The following is a 19,422-nucleotide window of genomic DNA, read 5'->3' as shown; positions in this document are numbered from 1 at the left end:
GACTCACTACAAGAAGTTCTCTTATGCTCCCAAAATTGGCCTTTCCTAAATTCACACCTATTTCTATTTTAATTTGATACTCAATATGATGGACCTTCCCTGTTCCAATAACAGGAGGAGAAAATTCCAGCTCCAACAACCCCAAAATAGAGATTTACGCTTTGTTCTGATGCATACATAATCCACTCCTAGACAGGAAACTCAGATCGTTCGACTACTCACCCCTCTTTTGAGAGGACTAATCTTTTGAGAGGACTAATGATGAATTTAGTTAGAGATTATAAGTTGGCTTACCAAGTTCCTCTTTTGAAGGTACAATAAGCTTTTTTAGCACTGATCGTTGATTATTATGTATGCAAAAGAACGAATTGCAGTAGCTTCCCTCACCGCTATTATGGCCTTTCGGATGCTGGGATTATTTATGCTCCTCCCGGTATTTTCTCTCTATGCCAATCAAATACCTTTTGCTACACCAGCCCTCATCGGGGTAGCACTTGGTATCTATGGACTCCTACAAGCTTGTTTTCAAATCCCTTTTGGGATGCTCTCCGATCATATTGGTCGCAAGCCTGTTATCACCGCAGGCCTGATATTACTCGGCGTTGGAAGTATTCTTGCTGCCTTGTCGCATTCCATTTACGGCATTATCATCGGCCGAGCTTTTCAGGGTGCCGGGGCAATTGGGAGTACCATTCTTGCCATGATTGCTGATTTAACTCGAGATGAAGAACGCAGTAAAGCTATGGCGCTAGTGGGAATAGCAATTGGATTTTCGTTTGCTATCGCTCTTATTATTGGCCTGCTCATTAACGCATGGTTTCAGCTTGAAGGCATTTTCTGGACGACCGCAATTTTTGCAACGGTAGGAATTATTCTTCTCCATACTGTAGTGCCAACTCCCCTTCAACTACTACCCCACCCTGAAGTAGAATCCGAGTCAGGGTATTTTAAAAAAGTAATCTGCAGTAGCGCCCTTTTACGCTTGGATTTCGGTATCTTTTCTCTTCATTGTATTTTAACGGCAATTTTTATTGGCATTCCTATTATTCTAAGCCGGGTAATTAATCTTACCGAACATGAGCAAGTGTCTCTTTATCTAATTATACTTTTATTTGCCTTTATAATAGCCATGCCCCTCATTATTCTTTTCGAAAAAAGCGCCAACTTAAGTGGTCTTTTATTAGTGCTATCGTTCTTCTAATAGTTTGTCAGTTTTTATTAATGGCTTTTTACCGCTCGGTCATTGAAATTGGAATCATCTTATTTCTTTTTTTCATTGCTTTTACTTTATTAGAAGCCATCCTCCCCTCATTAATCTCAAAGATTGCCCCGATTCGTCAAAAAGGTACAGCACTCGGAGTTTATTCTTCTGCTCAATTTTTTGGTATTTTCTTGGGCACCAGCGTGGGAGGATGGATTTTTGGTCACTTCCAGTGGATGGGTGTGTTTATTTTTTGCGCAATTATTGCGCTTTTATGGTTGATACTGGCCATTACCATGCAAAATCCGCCTTATCTTTCTACGGTTATTATAAAACTAGACGATTATTTAAAACAAAATCTCGCCTCTTTGAAAGAAAATCTCCATACCATTCCTGGCATTTCTGAAGCAGCGATTTTGACTCATGAAAATTTAATTTATCTTAAAATTGATAAAAAAATAATTACCGAAGACGAATTGCGAAAACGAATCAGAGAGAGTAACCTAAACGCAACCAGGAACCGTTAAAGTCAGCGGACGCTCGCCTTATTCGAGATTTAAGAACTTAGGAGATTTTTGTAATGGCTAGAGGTGTAAATAAAGTTATTTTAATTGGAAATTTAGGCCAAGACCCCGAAGTGCGTTATACGCCCAACGGAAACGCTGTTGCAAATGTAACATTAGCCACAAGCACAACCTGGCGTGATAAACAAACCGGTGAATTGCAAGAGCGTACAGAATGGCATCGAATTGCATTCTTTAATCGTTTAGCTGAAATTGTAGGGGAATATTTACGCAAAGGTTCAAAAGTGTATATTGAAGGGAGTTTACGGACGCGTAAATGGCAAGATAAGAATGGTACCGATCGCTATACTACAGAAATTATTGCAAATGAAATGCACATGCTGGATAGCCGAAGTGGCAGTAGCTATGGAAATCAGGAAGGGAGTTCTTCTTACAAACAAACTAATGCGGTAGGAAATCAACCCGCCGCATCCAATAATGAGGATGGTTCTTACCCTAATCTTGAAGATGATATTCCTTTCTAAATAAGAAAGATAACTCAATTCCGCCAACGACTCCATTCCGGAAAAATTAGTGCATCTTCTCCAGGTCTGTTCAATGGATTATCAGCTCCCCTGGTAAAACAGGCCGTATTTAAGATGGTCTATGCAAGTGGTAGTGTGCTGGCCTTCCTGTGATCTCGGTTTGCTCAGCTTCACCGAGATAATCGAACGTTTAGACAAAATCGTGGAAGCAGTCTCTTTACCTGTTATCGTGGACGCTAATACGGGGGTTATGGTAATGAATTGATCTTTTTCGAACCGTAACCACCTATGATCGTATTAGGGTTATTGCTTTGCATTTGGAAGATCCAATACCCCAAACGCTGTGGTCATTTAGAAGATAAAGCACCCTCCTCCTTGTGAAGAAATGGCACGGAAACTTAGGACTATGGAAGCCATGAAAAGATTCTAATTTCGTCATTATTGCACGGCACCGATGCTCATTGCGGTCGAAAGTTTTGAGCAAGCCTTAGAGCACGCCAAAGCTTATGCAAAAGTGGAAGCGGATATGATACTCTTTATCGAAGCTTCTCAATCGATTGAAAAAATTAAAAAAATAGTCGAAACCCACCCAATCCAAATTAATTAATATATTTTATAACGGAAAAACTCCCTTACTCTTCCTATTGACCAACTCTGGAACGGTTAGGTTATCAATTGGTTATTATACATTGCGCTGCCATTACAGCAATACAAAAAACACTAGCGGTCATTAAACAAAATGAGGATAGGCAAATTAATCGCCGGCGAGTTAACTACCTTTAAAGATCGTGAAATGATCATTAGTACCCACCGATTGGCTCAAACTTAGCAAATAAGGGATACGGATTCCGGCGAATGTTCGTATTTCTAAATTAGAATCCCTATTAAGAATTTTGGACCGATACTAATCATTTCCTTTAGAAGGAATAGCAACGCCAATATCCACATCCTTATCATAATCAATACCGCTTAAACCAAAACCAAATAATTTGTAAAAATCTTCACGGTATCCCGCAATATCAGAAATTTGTTCGACATTTTCGCTCTTAATAGATTGCCATAATTTTTTCACTTCAGTTTGAACGTCGTCACGCATTTCCCAATCGTCCATGCGAATACGACCTTCTTCATCCCTGGGAATATCGTTACTGTGATATAAGCGCTCACTAAATAACCGCCACATCTGTTGGATACAGCCTTCGTGCAGATTTTTTCTTTCATAACTTTATAAAGTAACGAGATGTAAAGAGGAACCACCGGTATAGCAGCGCTGGCTTGCGTTACCAGCGCTTTATTCACAGAGATAATGGCTTTTCCTTCTAGTTTTGATTTTAAAAGAGAATCCAATTTTTTCGCTGTTTCTTCTAAATGGAGTTTTGCCCTTCCAATAGTGCCATTACGATAAATCGCATGGGTTATTTCAGGGCCAATATAAGTAAAGGCAACCGTTTTAATCCCTTTTGCTAAACAATTATTCTTCAATAAAGTACTTATCCACAAAGTCCAATCGTCGCCGCCCATAACTGCTTCGGTATCTTGGATTTCTTTTTCAGTCGCGGGCTCAATGATCACCTCACTTACCTTACCCGTTATAACATCCACTGTTTTATTTCGATAGGACTGGCCGATAGGTTTTAATACAGAATTAAAAATTTCGCCAGTTTTAGGGTGAATGCGGCGCGGAGAGGCAATACTATAAATAATTAAATCAACCTCACTTTGCCAATCCTGTTGAATTAACTCAATAGTTTTTTGTTTTATTTCGTCTGAAAACGCATCACCTTTAATGCTTTTAGCATATAATCCTGTCTCGTGGGCAGCTTTTTCAAATGTTACTGTATTATACCATCCTGGAGAGGCAGTTCGTTTTTCACTAGCTAATTTTTCGAAAAAAACACCGATCGTTTTAGCGCCTGCAGCAAAAGCAGTCACAATGCGGCTTGCCAGACCAAAACCGGTAGAAGCACCAATAATTAAAACTTTTTTAGGGCCATCAGAAAGATGTGTTTGTTTTTTAACGTAATCAATCCATTCTGTTACATGTTCTTCGCATCCCGTTGGATGAGCCGTTGTACAAATAAAACCACGAACTTTTGGTACGACAATCATGAAGCTTCCCCTTGCATAAGAGAGTGGCATGTTTTTTAGGCAATTTAGAGGGGAGCATTCTAACAAAAAGCTATATTTAAGGCTAGACTAAGAAGCTTCCAGTAAGGCTCTGGCCTTAGTCCACTTTCTTAGTATTTCCTTAAGTAAATTAAAATAAAATTTAATCAATTGTGATTAAGAGAGATTCTTTGCCTGTATTGTTGCTCCATTGGCACCCTATTTTTAATTCAATAAATTTCCATTCGAAGATTGAGAGCTATGAACCGGTATCCCAAATACCCCTGATAATTCTCAGTTAGACCAGTTAAATCAAGAATTTTCTCCAGCAGAGATAATAAGCAATACTTATTGGGCAAAAGATTTTAAAAATGCTCAACTAACTTGATGTTTTTACCCATTTTCGATTCTCTTCACTTTTTATTTGTTTTATTCCTTATTTCACTGAAGAAGAGTTAACACAGAGTATGTGGCATCTCAAACTAAGAATAAAACGCAAGAAGAGAAGGAAAATTGTTTTCCTTTTTTAGTAGTAGCTCTTTAAAGAAGAAATCAACTTATGCTGCCATTTTTGGAGCTGTTATGTTTACTAATAAAAAGATTATGTACACAAAAAAAGTAAAAAATATTTAGGCGACAAGTATACGAGAAGATCCTCATGCGGCACGCCTCCTTTAAGGGAGATAATCCTGCCATGCTAGCAATGACAGCTAGCAATGACACAACACCTATCAAAACGCTGGGAGAAATTTTTGCAGCATTTATTTTCTAGATGATTTAACCAAGATTCAAACTTCTTTGGAGCAAGATGAGAAAATAAAAGCTAAAAATAAACAATTCAGATATCTCCTGCGCATATCTCTTGCGCAAATAGGACCCACCTTACGAAGGTTCCTGATTTCTCGAAAAGAGCGAGAAACGATGCCTATTAATGAGATTGGCGCTTTGAAATAATTGAAGATTTATATAAATATTGGCAAAAATGGTACCAGAGCATCGGATTCACTAGAAAAAGCTTCAAAACAGCCCTCTCTTAAAGAAACCTTGCCAAGGTTAACTTTGTTTTCACTTTCCTCTAAAACGAAAAATAAATCGTCGTACCCATCAAGAAACAATATAAAAATACCTTCGCGTTCGCGTTCTTAGCTTCTAGAGAGAAGAATTTTTAATGAAGAAAAAGGAGGGAGATGAGAGCATCATATAAAGCGCATATCCAGCCGATTATGAGATAGGAAGTTATCAATAAAAACGTCAATAAAACGTTGGAAACATGATGGAATTAAAAATTACTAATAACAACAAAGACCACATTGCTATTAGATCTTTATTGCTATTAGATCTTTTTTCAAAATAACACTAGCTGAGCAATAAAATTAGCAATCGTACAGGCACCTCTAATGTTTTGAGCGAACTGATTTTAGTTAACACATAAGTACCCTCCCGACTACCTGACTGATCATCGCTCTCCCTCCCCCAATAGACTGAAAGATAACGTGCTGTTTGAGTGTCAGAGCAGCGATTTGTGCGGTAAATTTAAAAAATTCACAATTAAACTGCCTGTGCGGAGGCTTCGGCACCTATATAAAAAAGACACTGATCACTCCCAATTGGAAATAGTTACGGTACAAGAAATCATACCATGTGTGGTCGTGGTAATGAAATGAAAGGAAAATGTTTCCATAATTGGAAATCAATAATTGGAAATCAATAATTGGAAATCAATGCCCCCTGGGATCATCCACGGAATTAAAGTTAAATCGACTAATAAATAGAGCAACCAATATCATTAAGCCCAGCGATGATCGTATAAAGGACATCTAAATCTGTCGAAGCAATAAGACCACTTACCATAAGACTACTTACTAATAGAAGCTAAACTACACCAGCATAGCTTGCCCATAATTTAAAACAAGGAGAGGAAGTTCATGAGCTAAACTTTTTCTGACGCCGTTTCTACTTCTGCTCGATCAACTAATTCGACAATTGCCATAGGTGCATTATCTCCGGGGCGGAAACCACATTTTAATACGCGGCAATAACCACCCTGACGTTCTTTATGTCGCGGTGCGATTTCTTTGAAAAGCTTAGCTACGGTTTCATCATCACGTAGACGATTGAAAGCTAGACGGCGGTTAGCCACACTGTCTTCTTTTGCTAAAGTTATTAAAGGCTCTACTACCCTCCGCAATTCTTTTGCTTTTGGTAAGGTAGTTTTGATTAGCTCGTGTTTGAATAATGACACAGCCATATTTTGCAGCATCGCTTTACGATGTGCACTGGGACGATTTAAATGTCTGCCACTTTTACGATGATACATGTCTTATCTTACTCCCCCAGCATCTTATCTTACTCCCCCAGCAAACTCTCAGGAGGCCATCCTTCGATATGCATACCTAGACTTAATCCTTTTTGTACAAGTACGCTTTTAATTTCTAACAAGGACTTTCTACCTAAATTCGGTGTCTTTAACAAATCGTTTTCGGAACGCTGTACTAAATCACCGATGTAATAAATACTTTCTGCTTTCAAGCAATTAGCTGCTCGCACGGTTAATTCCAAATCATCGACAGAACGCAGCAATAAGGGATTGATTTTATCTTCTTTTCCACCGGTGGATCGATATTCTTCATGCTTCAAATCGACAAAAGCAGCTAATTGGTGTTGCAAAATAGTCGCTGCAAACCGAATGGCTCCCTCAGGATTGAGCGTACCATTAGTTTCAAGCTCGATAATCAATTTATCTAGGTCAGTGCGCTTTTCCACCCGCGCATTTTCTACAGAATAAGAAACACGTCGTACCGGACTGTACGAAGCATCTAGTAATAATACACCCGCTGAGCGGATTTCTTCTTTTTCGGCACGCACGCTAGCAGGTTCATAACCTCGACCCATCGCTGCTTTCAAGGTCATATTAACTTCGCCGCCATCTTTAGTAAGATTTGCAATGATATGGTCAGGATTGACGATCTTGACACCATGATCGATTCGGAAATCTCCTGCCCTAACCACACCTGGACCTTTTTTATTCAGAGTTAAAGTGGTTTCATCACGTCCTTCTAATTTAACAGCAACTCCTTTTAGATTTAATATAATACTCACTACGTCTTCACGTACGCCCTCGAGAAAGCTGTATTCATGTAAAACACCTTCTATCTGGACTTCGACAATAGCAGCTCCAGGCATAGAGGATAATAAAATTCGTCTCAGAGCATTTCCTAAGGTATGTCCAAACCCACGTTCTAATGGTTCTAGCACGATGTGAAAGTGATTAGGCGACACCGGATGAATCTGAATATTTTTTGGTGTTAAAAACGATTTAAGAAGATCTTGCATATCTAGTTGCCCCTTATTTCGAATAAAGCTCAACAACGAGGTTAACTTTAAATTCAGCAGGTAATTCCGTTACATCGGGTTGATTTTTGAATGTACCCACCATTTTTTTGATATCCACTTCGATCCAGGAAACTGGCGCACGCTGCTGCGCTAATTCTAATGCGCCTTTAATTCGGAGTTGTTTCTTTGCTCGACTCCGAACTTCGATCAAGTCTCCAGGTTTTACTTGGTAAGAAGGAATATTAACCACTTCCCCGTTAACGAGAATCGCTTTATGACTTACCAGTTGTCTCGCTTCTGATCGGGTAGCCGAAAATCCCATTCGGTAGACAACATTATCTAATCGCCTTTCCAATAGACTCAATAAATTGTCCCCAGTTGATCCCTTTAGCCTATCAGCTTGCCGATAATAATTATGAAATTGTTTTTCTAAGACATCGTAATAACGTTTAATCATTTGCTTCATTCGCAATTGGACTCCATAGTCTGTCGTCCGCCCACGGCGTTGCCAATGCATCCCGGGAATACGTTCAATATTACATTTCGAATCGATAGCCCGAATACCACTTTTCAGTTGTAAATCAGTTTTTTCGCGTCGTGACAATCGACATTTTGGGCCTAAATACCTCGCCATTACTTAGTTACCTCCTAAACTCGTCGTTTCTTACGTGGTCGACAACCATTGTGCGGCAATGCTGTCCGATCTTCGAGACTAACAATTTTTAAACCTGCAGAACGCAATCCTCGAACAGCAGAATCACGTCCCGCACCTGGACCTTTAACACAGACGGAAATAGCCTCCATACCGAAATCTTGAATGGCTCTTTCAGCCACTCCTTCTGCAGCTAATTGCGCACCATAGGGAGTTCCTTTACGAGAACCTTTGAATCCAGATCCACCCGCCGACCTAAAACACAACACATTACCCTGGAGGTCAGAAATACATATTTTTGTGTTATTAAATGTTGCATTGATATGGGCAATGCCTTCAGTGACTTTGCGATAACGTTTTTTTGCCATAAAATAACCTTTTTCTTTTTGTCAAATTCGTATAGGTTTACGTTTGCCTTTTCGGGTGCGACCATTTGTACGGGTTCGTTGACCACGGACTGGAAGTCCACGACGATGACGGATACCTTGATAGGTGCCTAAATCTATCTTCCGTTTGATATCCATCGAACGTTCACGTCTTAAGTCTCCTTCCACCGTGCATTTACTCACTTCGTTCCGTAAAGCATCAAGCTCAACCTCGGACAAGTCTTTTATTTTAGAAGTGGGATCAATGTTCGCTGCTTTGCAAATTTTTACCGCACGAGAATTGCCTACGCCGTAAATGGCTTGAAGGGCTACTCGTGCGTGTTTTTCCATCGGAATGTTAACGCCTGCAATACGAGCTAGCATTCTGTTATTTACTCCAACTTATTAATAATTCATTAAAAAAATCGTTTAAGCATACTCTTCATCCCTTGATAAATCAAGAGATGAGCAGCACTGCTAGCAGCTTCAGTAAGTCTCTATTTCCCTAGAGATTTTCAATCCATAGTCTAGCACTCTCCTGGACGAAGGAATCGCTAGCAAAGTCTTACTTCCCACCTTTTTGCCGTTGCTTGTGCCGAGCGTCACTGCAAATTACTCGCACGACACCCCGCCGCCGAACTATCTTACAATTTCGACAAATTCGTTTTACTGATACTCTTACTTTCATCCCCTTTCCCTTTATCGAATAAGTCCAAATTTTGAGCCTTTTATACCCGACTTTTTCATTAAGGATTCATATTGATGGCTCATTAAATAAGCCTGCACTTGCGCCATGAAATCCATAATAACCACCACCACAATTAACAAGGAAGTACCTCCAAAATAAAAAGGAACATTCCACGCTAAAATCAAAAATTGAGGGAGCAGAGCTAATAAAGCAAGGTAGATAGAACCGACTAAAGTTAATCGAGTCATTACTTTGTAAATATAATTCGCTGTCTGTTCGCCCGGTCGAATACCTGGAATAAATGCCCCGGATTTTTTTAAATTTTCAGCAGTTTCTTTTGGGTTAAAAACCAAGGCTGTATAAAAGAAACTAAAAAAGATTACCGCAATAGCAAAAATCACAATATAAGCCGGCTGGCCATTTGAAAGTGCTAAAGAAACATTATTCAGCCATCCCAGCCCTTGAAGGGATGCCATAAATTTAGCCACAGCACCCGGAAATAAAATAATACTTTGCGCGAAAATTACTGGGATAACCCCCGCCATATTAATTTTTAAGGGAAGATGACTGCTTTGAGCAGTATATAATTTTCTTCCTTGCTGGCGTTTGGCGTAATTAATAGTAATTCGGCGTTGAGATCGTTCGAAAAAGACAACCACCAAAGTAACTGCAATAACTGTTGCCATTAGAAGTATCAAAGTTAACATAGACATTTGGCCTTGACGTACTTGTGTAAATACCTGGCCAATGGCTGTAGGAAATCGTGAGGCGATACTTGCAAAAATAATTAAAGAAATTCCATTGCCTACTCCTCGTTCCGTCATTTGCTCACCCAACCACATGAGGAACATAGTGCCCGTTACGAGAGTAAGAACAGCTGTAAAATAGAAACTGAAATCTGGGTTAATTACAGTACCACTGCTAGCAAGCCATTTTGTCATAAAAATCGATTGCAATAGGGACAATATAACGGTGCCATACCGGCTATATTGATTGATTTTTCGACGACCGGATTCCCCTTCTTTACGAAGAGCCTGCATTTTGGGAGAAATTTGGCTATACATTTGAATGATGATGGAAGAGGAAATATAGGGCATTACCCCCAACGCAAAAATTGTCATCCGGCTTAAAGCACCGCCGGAAAACATATTGAACATTCCCAAAAAGCCTAGCTCATGTTGATGGAAAAGGACTGCTAGACGAGCAGGATCGAGTCCGGGAACAGGAATGTAGGCACCTAATCGGTATACAATGATACCGATTAAGACAAACAATAAGCGTCGTTTTAATTCCCTGAGTCTGCCTTGTGACAACGGTACCCCAAATTTGGTTCTAGCCATCGACCTTACCGCCTGCTGCTTCTAAAGCGGCCTTAACGCCTTTGGTTACTCCCAGACCACGAATCGTCACAGGTTTTTCTAATTTGCCTGAAGCAAATATTTTAACGTATTTAACGTAACAACCAACAAGGTTGGCCGCTTTCAGGGTATCGATATCAACTATATCATCGGAAATTTTATTCAATTCATGTAAACGCACTTCTGCAGAAATTAATTTCTTTTGCGAAGTGAACCCAAATTTTGGAACCCGACGTTGCAGAGGCATTTGTCCCCCTTCGAAACCTACTTTATGATAACCACCAGAGCGAGAATGCTGTCCTTTATGTCCGCGACCACACGTTTTGCCTTTGCCACTGCCAATTCCACGGCCTACCCGCATTTTATTTTTTCCCGCTCTTTTACTCGGTTTTAAAACATTCAGCCGCATTTTAAACTTCCTCAATCCTTAATATATAAAAGACCTTGTCAATCATGCCTCGATTAGCAGGCGTATCAATAATTTCCACTGTCTGATGCATACGTCGCAATCCCAAGCCTTCTATGCATTCGCGATGCTTAGGTTTTCGCCCATATTTACTTCCCACTAGGGTCACGCGAATTTTTTCGATTGTGCCATGACTTACTCCAAAATTTCTTCAAGAGTTTTTCCACGTTTCGCAGCTACGGACTCGGGCGTTTCCACACTTTTGAGAGCTTTAAAAGTGGCTCGAACTACATTAATCGGATTAGAAGAACCAATACACTTCGCCAAAACATTTTGAATACCCATAACTTCAAAAACTGCCCGCATTGCGTTCCCAGCAATCACCCCAGTTCCTTCCGAAGCAGGCAATATTAACACTGTCGAGGATGCATGGGTGGCCTTTATTGGATGACTTAATGTATTGCCATCTAACGGCACGGAAATCATATTTCGACCAGCATCTTCCGTAGCCTTCTGAATAGAGGCTGGAACTTCTCGTGCTTTCCCCAAGCCAAATCCCACCTTGCCTTGACCATCGCCCACAACGACCAATGCGGAAAAACCAAACACGCGTCCACCTTTTACGACTTTCGCCGTACGCCGAACATAAACTAGTTTATCCTGGTTACCACCGGTTGTCGTATCAGTACCCACTTCACGCATAGATGCACCTTTTAAAATTCAATTCCACTCTTACGCGCTGCTTCCGCCAATGCTCGTACGCGCCCGTGGTATTTATAACCACTACGATCGAAAGCCACTTTTGTAACCCCTGCTTTTTGGGCACGTTCCGCAATAAGCTTACCAACCACCGAAGCTGCTGCGATATTGCCACCGTGCTTTAATTGACCTCTCACTTCTTTTTCCAAAGTCGATGCAGCAGCCAATATACTCGCATCGGAAGAAATGAGTTGAGCATAAATATGATTGAGCGAGCGGTGAACACATAAGCGCACCATACCCAATTCTTTAATTTTCGCCCTTGTTCGACACGCACGTCGAAGTTGTTTTTTTCGTTTATCCATTATTTCTTCTTAGCCTCTTTACGAACCACGTATTCATCATCATAGCGAATGCCCTTACCTTTATAAGGTTCAGGCGGCCAGATTGCACGAATATTTGCCGCCACTTGGCAAACCCCTTGCCAATCAGCTCCTTTGATAATAATTTCAGTCGCACTGGGAGTTTCCACGGAAATTCCTTCTGGCATTTCAATGTTCACCGGATGAGAAAACCCGACTGTTAAATTCAAAGCCTTCCCTTGGGCCTTTGCCCGATAACCAACCCCTACCACCAACAGTTTCCGTTGAAATCCTTCATGCACACCGCGAACCATGTTTTGGATCACAGCGCGAGTTGTTCCTGCTAACGCATTCGACTCTGGCAGATCATTCGTTGGTAACATTTGGAGTTCACCATTGCCTTGTGTAACTTTGACGGTGTTATGAACTATTTCGGTAAGTTCACCCAGCTTACCTTTAACCGTTATGAGTTGTCCCTGGATTTTAACATCAACTCCAGCAGGTATTTTAATCGGATTTTTTGCTACACGACTTACCATAAACCTCTTCTCTTATTCTCCTAGCTAACGTAACAAATAACTTCTCCGCCTTCACCGCAATGCCGTGCCTCACGATCAGACATCACGCCCTTTGAAGTTGAAATAATAGCAATACCTAAGCCATTGTTTACTTTAGGTAATTCATCCTTACCTTTATATACACGCAAAGCTGGCCCGCTCAAACGTTTTATAGTTGAAATAACAGGTTTCCCTTCGTGATATTTCAAGATAATTATCAACTGTCGTTTGATTGAATCGTTTTCCTCTCGATAATCGATAATATAACCCTCATTCTTCAACACCTTCGCAATACTTAATTTTAATTTTGATGAAGGGATAGTGACTTCTTTTTTCGCCACTGCCTGCGCGTTGCGAATACGTGTCAACATATCGGATATAGGATCTTGCATCATAATTTTACCAACTCGCTTTTTTTAATCCGGGTACATCTCCCCTCATCGCAGCTTCCCGCAAATGAATTCGACACAACCCAAATTTTTTAAATGTGCCACAAGGCCGGCCACATTCTCGACATCGATGTCTCACTCGAACTCCCGCCTCATTACGAGGACTTTTTTGCAATTTCAATAAAGCTAACTCTTGATCTTCTAGAGCGCCCTTTTTAATGATTTTTTTTAATTCCAAGCGTTTTTTTCGCGCCTTTTGAGACTGTTGAATACGTCTTTTATTTCGTTCGATGATACTTAATTTCGCCATAAACTTACCCTTAATCTTTTAAGTCTTTTAATGGGAAGCCAAAAACTTTTAATAAAGCTTGTCCTTCTTCATTGGTTCGTGCTGTAGTAGTAATGGTAATATCCATCCCACGAATAGCATCGATTTTATCATACTGAATTTCTGGAAAAACAATTTGTTCTCGAATTCCGAGACTAAAGTTACCTCGTCCATCAAATGATTTAGCATTAAAACCTCGAAAATCTCGAATACGAGGTATTGCAATCGAAATTAACCGTTTCAAAAATTCATACATACGTTGTCGGCGCAAGGTTACTTTACAGCCAATAGGCCATCCAGTACGAATTTTAAACCCAGCCTCTGATTTACGTGCATAGGTAATAATCGGTTTTTGTCCCGAAATTCTCATCATATCGTCCATAGCCCGTTCAATCACTTTTTTATCAACTACAGCCTCACCAATACCCATATTTAAAGTAATCTTTTCAATACGTGGAACGGCCATCACTGATTTAAAACCAAACTCTTTCTGCAAAGTTGGAATAATCGTTTTTTTGTAAAGTTCTTGTAGTTCTACCATATTTTTTGCCTTATACGTCAATCACTTCGCCATTTGAGGTAAATACTCGGACTTTCGAGTCATCCTCCAATAATTTAATTCTCACTCGATCTGGTTTTTTAGTGGTAGGGTTATAGATAGCAACATTAGAAACATGGATCCCTAATTCCCGTTCTAATCTCCCACCTTGCTCATTTTTATTGGGATTAGGCCTTACATGTTTTTTAACTAGATTTACGCCTTCCACTAAAACGCATCTATTAGGCAGAACTTTTAGTACCTTACCCTGACGACCTTTATCTTTTCCTGTAATTATAACAACAATGTCATCTTTTTTAATTTTCTTCATTGCCATCAGCTTCCACCTATAAAACTTCTAGGGCCAATGAAATAATTTTCATAAAATTGTCGGTTCGTAATTCGCGAGTCACTGGCCCAAAAATCCGCGTACCAATCGGTTGTAACTGATTGTTTAACAGTACTACCGCATTACTATCAAATCGAATCACCGACCCATCATCCCGTCGGACACCCTTACGAGTTCGTACTACTACAGCATTTATTACCTCCCCTTTTTTACTTTTCCCCGGGGAATAGCTTCTTTAATACTCACCTTAATGACATCACCGATATTTGCGTAACGACGTTTAGAGCCACCTAAAACTTTGATACACATCACACGTCTGGCTCCACTATTATCTGCCACATCAACAACTGATTGTGCCTGAATCATGATTGGCTCCTCACACCTTTTCCGATTTTTCTCTAATTTTTACCAATGTCCATCTTTTTGTTTTTGAAATAGGACGTATTTCGCGAACTGTTACGATGTCACCCTCCTGACATTTGTTGCCCTGATCATGGACATGAACTTTCGTAGAACGTTTAATAAACTTCCCATATTTAGGATGTTTTACTTGCCGTTCTACTAATACAACAACAGTATCATTCATTTTATTACTAACCACTGTTCCTGTTAGAGTACGGACTGTTTTTTCATTCCTACTCATACTGTACGTTCCCTTTCTCTCAAAATGGTTTTAATGCGAGCAATATTACGGCGCACCTGTTTATAGAGATGAGGACGGGGAACTTCTCCCATAACTTTTTGCATCCGCAAATTGAATTGCTCTTTCAGCAACTCCAGCAACTCTTTTTTAAGTTCAGCTTCTGTTTTATTACGTAGCTCATTGATTTTCATTACATCACCGTTCGTTTAACAAATATACATTTCACAGGCAATTTAGCCGCCGCCCGAGCAAAGGCTTCACGGGCCAGAGCTTCATCAACCCCTTCAATCTCAAAAAGCATCCGCCCAGGCTGAACAAGTGCCACCCAATATTCAACACTCCCCTTACCTTTACCTTGACGTACTTCCAAGGGCTTTTTCGTAATCGGTTTATCTGGATAAATACGGATAGTAATTTTGCCACCGCGCTTAATATGCCGCGAAAGCGCACGCCGTGCCGCCTCTAATTGACGTGCAGTAATTTGAGCACAAGCCATTGCTTTAAGGCCAAACTCTCCAAAACTAACACGATTGCCGCGATGAGCCACCCCTTGATTCCGGCCTTTAAAGTCTTTTTGGTATTTTTTGTTACTTGGCTGCAGCATGGCACCTGTTTCCCCTATTTCACTTTTTCTTCGGCTACTTGCTCAACAACTACTTCTTCAGTTAGTACTTGCGCTTTCGGCGCATGGATTTCACCTTTAAAAATCCATACCTTCACCCCGATCGTTCCATAGGTAGTTTTGGCTGTAGCCGTTGCGTAATCGATATCCGCGCGAAAAGTATGCAGAGGAACACGCCCTTCCCGATACCACTCGGTACGAGCGATCTCAGCTCCGCCTAAGCGCCCACTCACACTTATCTTAATTCCCAAAGCACCCTGACGCAGAGTATTTTGGACAGCGCGTTTCATAGCTCTTCGGAATATAACTCGCCGCTCTAATTGTTGAACAATATTCTCCGCTACTAATTTCGCATCTAATTCAGGCTTTCGAATTTCTTCGATGGTAATGTGCACTGGAACTCTCATTACCTTTGATATTTCTGCCCGTAAAGCGTCAATTTCTCCGCCTTTCTTTCCAATGATTACACCTAGGCGCGCAGAGTAAATTGCAATTTTAGCATTACGAGCTGGACGTTCGATTTGGATTCGACTAATGGACGCGCCTTTTAGACGCTCTTCTAACAATTGACGCACTTGTAAATCATCGTTTAACCGATCAGCAAAATCTTTTTTATCCGCATACCAATTGGATGTCCAATCTCTAGTAATACCAAGTCGTATGCATACTGGATTAACTTTTTGACCCATTAGTCGCTCTCCACTCGAGAATCTGATACTTTAACAGTAATATGGCAAGTGCGCTTTAAAATTCGATTAGCACGGCCACGAGCTCGGGCATGAAATCGTCGCGCCACAACAGGCCCTTCATCAACCATTACTGTCGAAACCTTTAATTCATCCACGTCAACGCCCTCATTATGCTCCGCATTAGCAATAGCAGAATCTAAGACTTTCTTCATAATGGCTGCCGCTTTTTTATTGCTAAAGCGCAACAAATCAACCGCTTTTTCAGCCGGCAACTCGCGAACTTGATCAGCTACAAGCCTCACCTTTTGAGCTGAAATACGTGCATATTTCAATCTTGCGCTAACTTCCATCACTAACCCTCTTTTTTCGCTTTGCGATCACCTGAATGAGCCCTAAAGGTACGAGTTATGGCGAACTCCCCTAACTTATGACCCACCATGTTTTCCGAAATATAAATAGGCACATGTTGGCGACCATTATGGACTGCAATAGTTAAACCGACCATTTCAGGAGTTACCATAGAACGTCGCGACCAGGTCTTAATAGGCCGCTTTCTGTCTTCTTTTTGTGCTTGTTCCACCTTTTTTAAGAGGTGGTGGTCCACAAATGGGCCTTTATTTGTTGATCTTGGCACCGCTTACCTCTTCTTTCATTTCTTGCGCCGATCACGAATGATCATGTTAGTCGTACGTTTATTACGACGGGTCTTATAGCCTTTCGTCGGTTTACCTGTCGGAGAAACCGGATGGCGGCCGCCTGAAGTCTTACCCTCGCCCCCTCCATGAGGATGATCTACTGGATTCATGGCCACACCACGAACAGTAGGTCGGCGTCCACGCCAACGTTTGGCACCCGCTTTACCTAGGGAACGTAAATTATGTTCCGAGTTGGATACTTCTCCCACACAAGCACGGCAACTTGCTAAAACCTTTCGCATCTCGCCAGAACGCATCCGAACAATGGCGTAAATTCCTTCTTTGGCTGCTAATCGAGCGGAAGTACCTGCACTCCGGATAAGTTGTGCCCCTCTTCCCGGTTTTAATTCAAGGTTATGAATAGTAGTCCCTAAGGGAATATTCTGCAATGGCAAACAATTACCTGGTCTAATTGGAGCATCTTTTCCCGAAGTCACTCGGGAATCTTGATGAAGCCCTTTAGGAGCTATAATGTAGCGACGCTCCCCGTCCTGGAATAAAATTAAGGCAATATGAGCACTGCGATTCGGATCATATTCCAATCGTTCTACAGTACCTTCCCCTTCCTTATTCCGTTTAAAGTCAATAATGCGATAATGGCGCTTATGTCCACCACCACGACGACGCACAGTAATGCGCCCCTGATTGTTACGGCAATTAATACGCTTTTTACTTTCTACCAGAGCTACATACGGGTCACCTTTATGTAAGTCCGGGTGCACAACCTTGACAACAAATCGTCGTCCGGGTGACGTGGGTTTTGTTTTTACTAAAGCCATTTTTTTATTCACTCCAACTCTTATTTGCTAGTTGCAATATCAATTTCATTGCCTGGTACTAATGTAATGTACGCTTTTTTCCAATTCTTACGCTGGCCGCGCACTTGTCGAAATCGCGTAGTTTTTCCTTTAACATTGCAAATGCGCACTACCTTTACCACGACATTAAATTGATTTTCTACAGCGGACTTAATTTGGGATTTCGTTGCACCCGGTGTTACTTCAAATACATGTTGACCGCTAATTAAAGCACTCTTTTCTGATACGTGAGCAGCCATAAGAATTTTTAACAATCTCTCTTGATTCACGACAATCTCTCCTCGAGTTTTTTCAGAGCATCTACCGTAATCAATACATTTTCTGCAGCGACGAGACTGACGGGATCTACCTGCATAGCATCAGAAGTTGTAATATCAATCATATTTCGTGAGGCCAGCTCAATATTGCGATCTTGCCCATCTAGAATGATCAAAGCTTTTTCTATATTTAAGCCTGCCAGTAACCCCTTTAATTCCTGAGTTTTAGCCTCTTTCAGTTTCAAATTTTCTACTACAGTAAGGCGCTTTTTCCGAATTAATTCGGAAAAAATAGAAACCATTGCGCGATGATACATTTTTCGGTTTACTTTTTGTGAGAAATCACGGGGTTTTGCTGCAAAAGTTACACCACCACCGCGCCACAGAGGACTTCGAATGCTTCCAGCTCGAGCTCGGCCAGTCCCTTTTTGTCGCCATGGCTTAGTTCCGCCTCCCCGGACCCCACTTCGCGGCTTTTGCGTTTTAGTCCCAGCTCGTGCACCAGCTAAATAGGCAGTAACAACTTGATGAACTAAACCTTCTTTAAATTCCTTTCCGAAGGCAGTATCAGCCACAGCGATTTTGCTCAATTCCTTTTTGTCGAAGGAATGTACCGAAAGCTCCATCACTTATCCCCTTTGATCTTTTTAGTTGATTCCGTAATAATCAGTTCGCTACCAGGAGCACCAGGCAATGCGCCTTTGATTAAAAGGAGGTGTCGTTCAGCATCAACTCTAACAATTTCTTGATTCTGGACCGTACGGTAGGTATTTCCCATATGGCCTGCCATTTTTTTACCTTTCCACACACGCCCTGGTGTCTGACATTGACCTATCGAACCCGGCGCACGATGGGATAAGGAATTCCCATGGGTAGCGTCCTGAGTGCGAAAATTATGGCGCTTTACGGTACCCGCAAAGCCTTTTCCGCGAGTTAAACCCCGCACATCAACAGCCTGCCCTTCTTTAAAAATGTCCACTTTGAGCTCATCACCTATTTTGGCTTTGGCCAACTCCTTGGTAGTCACACGAAATTCACGAATAACCTCTCCTGCCTCTACACCACTTTTCGCATAATGCCCTGCTATTGCCTTATTGACACGAGCCGAGGATTTTTTGCCTTGAGCTACTTGGATAGCGCAATAGCCATCGATATCCAGCATTTTTATTTGAGTAACCCGATTAGGCATTACTTCAACCACGGTGACAGGAATAGAAACTCCCGTCTTTGTAAAGACGTGAGTCATACCACATTTTCGACCAACTAAACCAATAGGCATTGCCTACTCTCCACAATTATCTAATCGCCATAAAAAAGGT

General features: G+C 41.1%; 30 protein-coding genes and 2 pseudogenes. 4 read left to right on the top strand and 28 right to left on the bottom strand.

The window, feature by feature from the left end:
- Nucleotides 1–349 precede the first annotated feature (349 nt).
- The 4 genes from MRH55_RS03370 (at nt 350) to MRH55_RS03355 (ending at nt 2,856) form a co-directional block, all read left to right on the top strand.
- A complete protein-coding gene (locus tag MRH55_RS03370) occupies nt 350–1,201 on the top strand; it encodes an MFS transporter (RefSeq protein WP_304986013.1) in 852 nt (283 codons plus the stop codon).
- Nucleotides 1,202–1,221: 20 nt separating this feature from the next.
- Nucleotides 1,222–1,728 (top strand): MFS transporter, encoded by a 507-nt coding sequence (locus MRH55_RS03365; RefSeq protein WP_304986012.1) that lies wholly within the window; start codon nt 1,222–1,224, stop codon nt 1,726–1,728.
- Between the two features lie 53 nt (nt 1,729–1,781).
- Nucleotides 1,782–2,249, top strand: a complete 468-nt coding sequence (ssb, locus tag MRH55_RS03360) for a single-stranded DNA-binding protein (protein WP_304986011.1) — start codon at nt 1,782–1,784, stop codon at nt 2,247–2,249.
- Between the two features lie 454 nt (nt 2,250–2,703).
- On the top strand, nt 2,704–2,856 hold the full coding sequence (locus MRH55_RS03355) for a hypothetical protein (RefSeq protein ID WP_304986010.1): 153 nt from the start codon (nt 2,704–2,706) through the stop codon (nt 2,854–2,856).
- A 297-nt stretch (nt 2,857–3,153) separates the two neighbouring features.
- Here MRH55_RS03355 and fabV read toward each other — a convergent pair.
- The 28 genes and pseudogenes from fabV to rplC all read right to left on the bottom strand — a co-directional run bounded on the left by fabV (nt 3,154) and on the right by rplC (nt 19,382).
- Nucleotides 3,154–4,358 (bottom strand): annotated as a pseudogene (gene fabV, locus MRH55_RS03350) (enoyl-ACP reductase FabV).
- Nucleotides 4,359–6,285: 1,927 nt separating this feature from the next.
- Complete coding sequence (rplQ, locus tag MRH55_RS03345; protein WP_304986009.1) at nt 6,286–6,672, bottom strand: 50S ribosomal protein L17; 387 nt, start codon at nt 6,670–6,672, stop codon at nt 6,286–6,288.
- Nucleotides 6,673–6,701: 29 nt separating this feature from the next.
- On the bottom strand, nt 6,702–7,688 hold the full coding sequence (locus tag MRH55_RS03340) for a DNA-directed RNA polymerase subunit alpha (protein ID WP_304986008.1): 987 nt from the start codon (nt 7,686–7,688) through the stop codon (nt 6,702–6,704).
- Nucleotides 7,689–7,701: 13 nt separating this feature from the next.
- Nucleotides 7,702–8,322 (bottom strand): 30S ribosomal protein S4, encoded by a 621-nt coding sequence (gene rpsD / locus MRH55_RS03335; RefSeq protein WP_304986007.1) that lies wholly within the window; start codon nt 8,320–8,322, stop codon nt 7,702–7,704.
- A 14-nt stretch (nt 8,323–8,336) separates the two neighbouring features.
- Entirely contained in the window at nt 8,337–8,708 is a 372-nt protein-coding gene (rpsK, locus tag MRH55_RS03330) for a 30S ribosomal protein S11 (RefSeq protein WP_304986006.1), read from the bottom strand.
- 21 nt (nt 8,709–8,729) lie between these two features.
- A complete protein-coding gene (rpsM, locus tag MRH55_RS03325; protein WP_304986005.1) occupies nt 8,730–9,089 on the bottom strand; it encodes a 30S ribosomal protein S13 in 360 nt (119 codons plus the stop codon).
- A 181-nt stretch (nt 9,090–9,270) separates the two neighbouring features.
- Nucleotides 9,271–9,393: a 50S ribosomal protein L36 gene (gene rpmJ, locus MRH55_RS03320; RefSeq protein WP_304986004.1), complete on the bottom strand. Its 123-nt coding sequence runs from the start codon at nt 9,391–9,393 to the stop codon at nt 9,271–9,273.
- Between the two features lie 11 nt (nt 9,394–9,404).
- Nucleotides 9,405–10,733 (bottom strand): preprotein translocase subunit SecY, encoded by a 1,329-nt coding sequence (gene secY, locus MRH55_RS03315; protein WP_304986003.1) that lies wholly within the window; start codon nt 10,731–10,733, stop codon nt 9,405–9,407.
- On the bottom strand, nt 10,726–11,160 hold the full coding sequence (gene rplO / locus MRH55_RS03310) for a 50S ribosomal protein L15 (protein WP_304986002.1): 435 nt from the start codon (nt 11,158–11,160) through the stop codon (nt 10,726–10,728). The genes secY and rplO overlap by 8 nt, the downstream gene beginning before the upstream one ends.
- 1 nt (nt 11,161) lies before the next feature.
- The gene (gene rpmD / locus MRH55_RS03305; protein ID WP_304986109.1) at nt 11,162–11,341 is read right to left on the bottom strand and encodes a 50S ribosomal protein L30; all 180 of its coding nucleotides are present in this window, start codon (nt 11,339–11,341) and stop codon (nt 11,162–11,164) included.
- Nucleotides 11,342–11,352: 11 nt separating this feature from the next.
- Complete coding sequence (gene rpsE, locus MRH55_RS03300; RefSeq protein ID WP_304986001.1) at nt 11,353–11,859, bottom strand: 30S ribosomal protein S5; 507 nt, start codon at nt 11,857–11,859, stop codon at nt 11,353–11,355.
- 11 nt (nt 11,860–11,870) lie between these two features.
- Nucleotides 11,871–12,221, bottom strand: coding sequence for a 50S ribosomal protein L18 (rplR, locus tag MRH55_RS03295; RefSeq protein ID WP_304986000.1), 351 nt, complete (start codon nt 12,219–12,221; stop codon nt 11,871–11,873).
- Entirely contained in the window at nt 12,221–12,757 is a 537-nt protein-coding gene (gene rplF, locus MRH55_RS03290) for a 50S ribosomal protein L6 (protein WP_304985999.1), read from the bottom strand. The genes rplR and rplF overlap by 1 nt, the downstream gene beginning before the upstream one ends.
- Nucleotides 12,758–12,777: 20 nt before the next feature.
- Nucleotides 12,778–13,167 carry a 30S ribosomal protein S8 gene (rpsH, locus tag MRH55_RS03285; protein ID WP_439647889.1) on the bottom strand — a complete coding sequence of 130 codons (390 nt, stop codon included), beginning with the start codon at nt 13,165–13,167 and terminating at the stop codon, nt 12,778–12,780.
- A gap of 7 nt (nt 13,168–13,174) precedes the next feature.
- Entirely contained in the window at nt 13,175–13,474 is a 300-nt protein-coding gene (rpsN, locus tag MRH55_RS03280; protein ID WP_304985998.1) for a 30S ribosomal protein S14, read from the bottom strand.
- A gap of 10 nt (nt 13,475–13,484) precedes the next feature.
- Entirely contained in the window at nt 13,485–14,033 is a 549-nt protein-coding gene (gene rplE / locus MRH55_RS03275) for a 50S ribosomal protein L5 (RefSeq protein WP_304985997.1), read from the bottom strand.
- 10 nt (nt 14,034–14,043) lie between these two features.
- Nucleotides 14,044–14,367, bottom strand: a complete 324-nt coding sequence (gene rplX / locus MRH55_RS03270; protein ID WP_304985996.1) for a 50S ribosomal protein L24 — start codon at nt 14,365–14,367, stop codon at nt 14,044–14,046.
- 10 nt (nt 14,368–14,377) lie between these two features.
- Nucleotides 14,378–14,745: pseudogene (gene rplN, locus MRH55_RS03265) on the bottom strand (50S ribosomal protein L14).
- 10 nt (nt 14,746–14,755) lie between these two features.
- A complete protein-coding gene (gene rpsQ, locus MRH55_RS03260) occupies nt 14,756–15,022 on the bottom strand; it encodes a 30S ribosomal protein S17 (RefSeq protein ID WP_304985995.1) in 267 nt (88 codons plus the stop codon).
- Nucleotides 15,019–15,213, bottom strand: a complete 195-nt coding sequence (rpmC, locus tag MRH55_RS03255) for a 50S ribosomal protein L29 (RefSeq protein WP_304985994.1) — start codon at nt 15,211–15,213, stop codon at nt 15,019–15,021. Before rpmC ends, rpsQ begins: the two co-directional genes overlap by 4 nt.
- Complete coding sequence (gene rplP, locus MRH55_RS03250; protein WP_304985993.1) at nt 15,213–15,626, bottom strand: 50S ribosomal protein L16; 414 nt, start codon at nt 15,624–15,626, stop codon at nt 15,213–15,215. The genes rpmC and rplP overlap by 1 nt, the downstream gene beginning before the upstream one ends.
- Nucleotides 15,627–15,640: 14 nt before the next feature.
- Entirely contained in the window at nt 15,641–16,333 is a 693-nt protein-coding gene (gene rpsC, locus MRH55_RS03245; RefSeq protein ID WP_304985992.1) for a 30S ribosomal protein S3, read from the bottom strand.
- On the bottom strand, nt 16,333–16,683 hold the full coding sequence (gene rplV, locus MRH55_RS03240) for a 50S ribosomal protein L22 (RefSeq protein ID WP_304985991.1): 351 nt from the start codon (nt 16,681–16,683) through the stop codon (nt 16,333–16,335). The genes rpsC and rplV overlap by 1 nt, the downstream gene beginning before the upstream one ends.
- Nucleotides 16,684–16,685: 2 nt before the next feature.
- The gene (rpsS, locus tag MRH55_RS03235; RefSeq protein ID WP_304985990.1) at nt 16,686–16,967 is read right to left on the bottom strand and encodes a 30S ribosomal protein S19; all 282 of its coding nucleotides are present in this window, start codon (nt 16,965–16,967) and stop codon (nt 16,686–16,688) included.
- A 15-nt stretch (nt 16,968–16,982) separates the two neighbouring features.
- Entirely contained in the window at nt 16,983–17,807 is an 825-nt protein-coding gene (gene rplB, locus MRH55_RS03230) for a 50S ribosomal protein L2 (RefSeq protein ID WP_304986107.1), read from the bottom strand.
- Between the two features lie 20 nt (nt 17,808–17,827).
- Nucleotides 17,828–18,115 carry a 50S ribosomal protein L23 gene (gene rplW / locus MRH55_RS03225; protein WP_304985989.1) on the bottom strand — a complete coding sequence of 96 codons (288 nt, stop codon included), beginning with the start codon at nt 18,113–18,115 and terminating at the stop codon, nt 17,828–17,830.
- Nucleotides 18,112–18,729 (bottom strand): 50S ribosomal protein L4, encoded by a 618-nt coding sequence (gene rplD / locus MRH55_RS03220; RefSeq protein WP_304985988.1) that lies wholly within the window; start codon nt 18,727–18,729, stop codon nt 18,112–18,114. The genes rplW and rplD overlap by 4 nt, the downstream gene beginning before the upstream one ends.
- A complete protein-coding gene (rplC, locus tag MRH55_RS03215) occupies nt 18,729–19,382 on the bottom strand; it encodes a 50S ribosomal protein L3 (protein WP_304985987.1) in 654 nt (217 codons plus the stop codon). Before rplC ends, rplD begins: the two co-directional genes overlap by 1 nt.
- Nucleotides 19,383–19,422 lie beyond the last annotated feature (40 nt).

This window comes from Coxiella-like endosymbiont (assembly GCF_030643785.1).
In the GTDB taxonomy this organism is placed as follows: domain Bacteria; phylum Pseudomonadota; class Gammaproteobacteria; order Coxiellales; family Coxiellaceae; genus Coxiella.
This window is presented reverse-complemented; position numbering and strand designations above follow the sequence as displayed.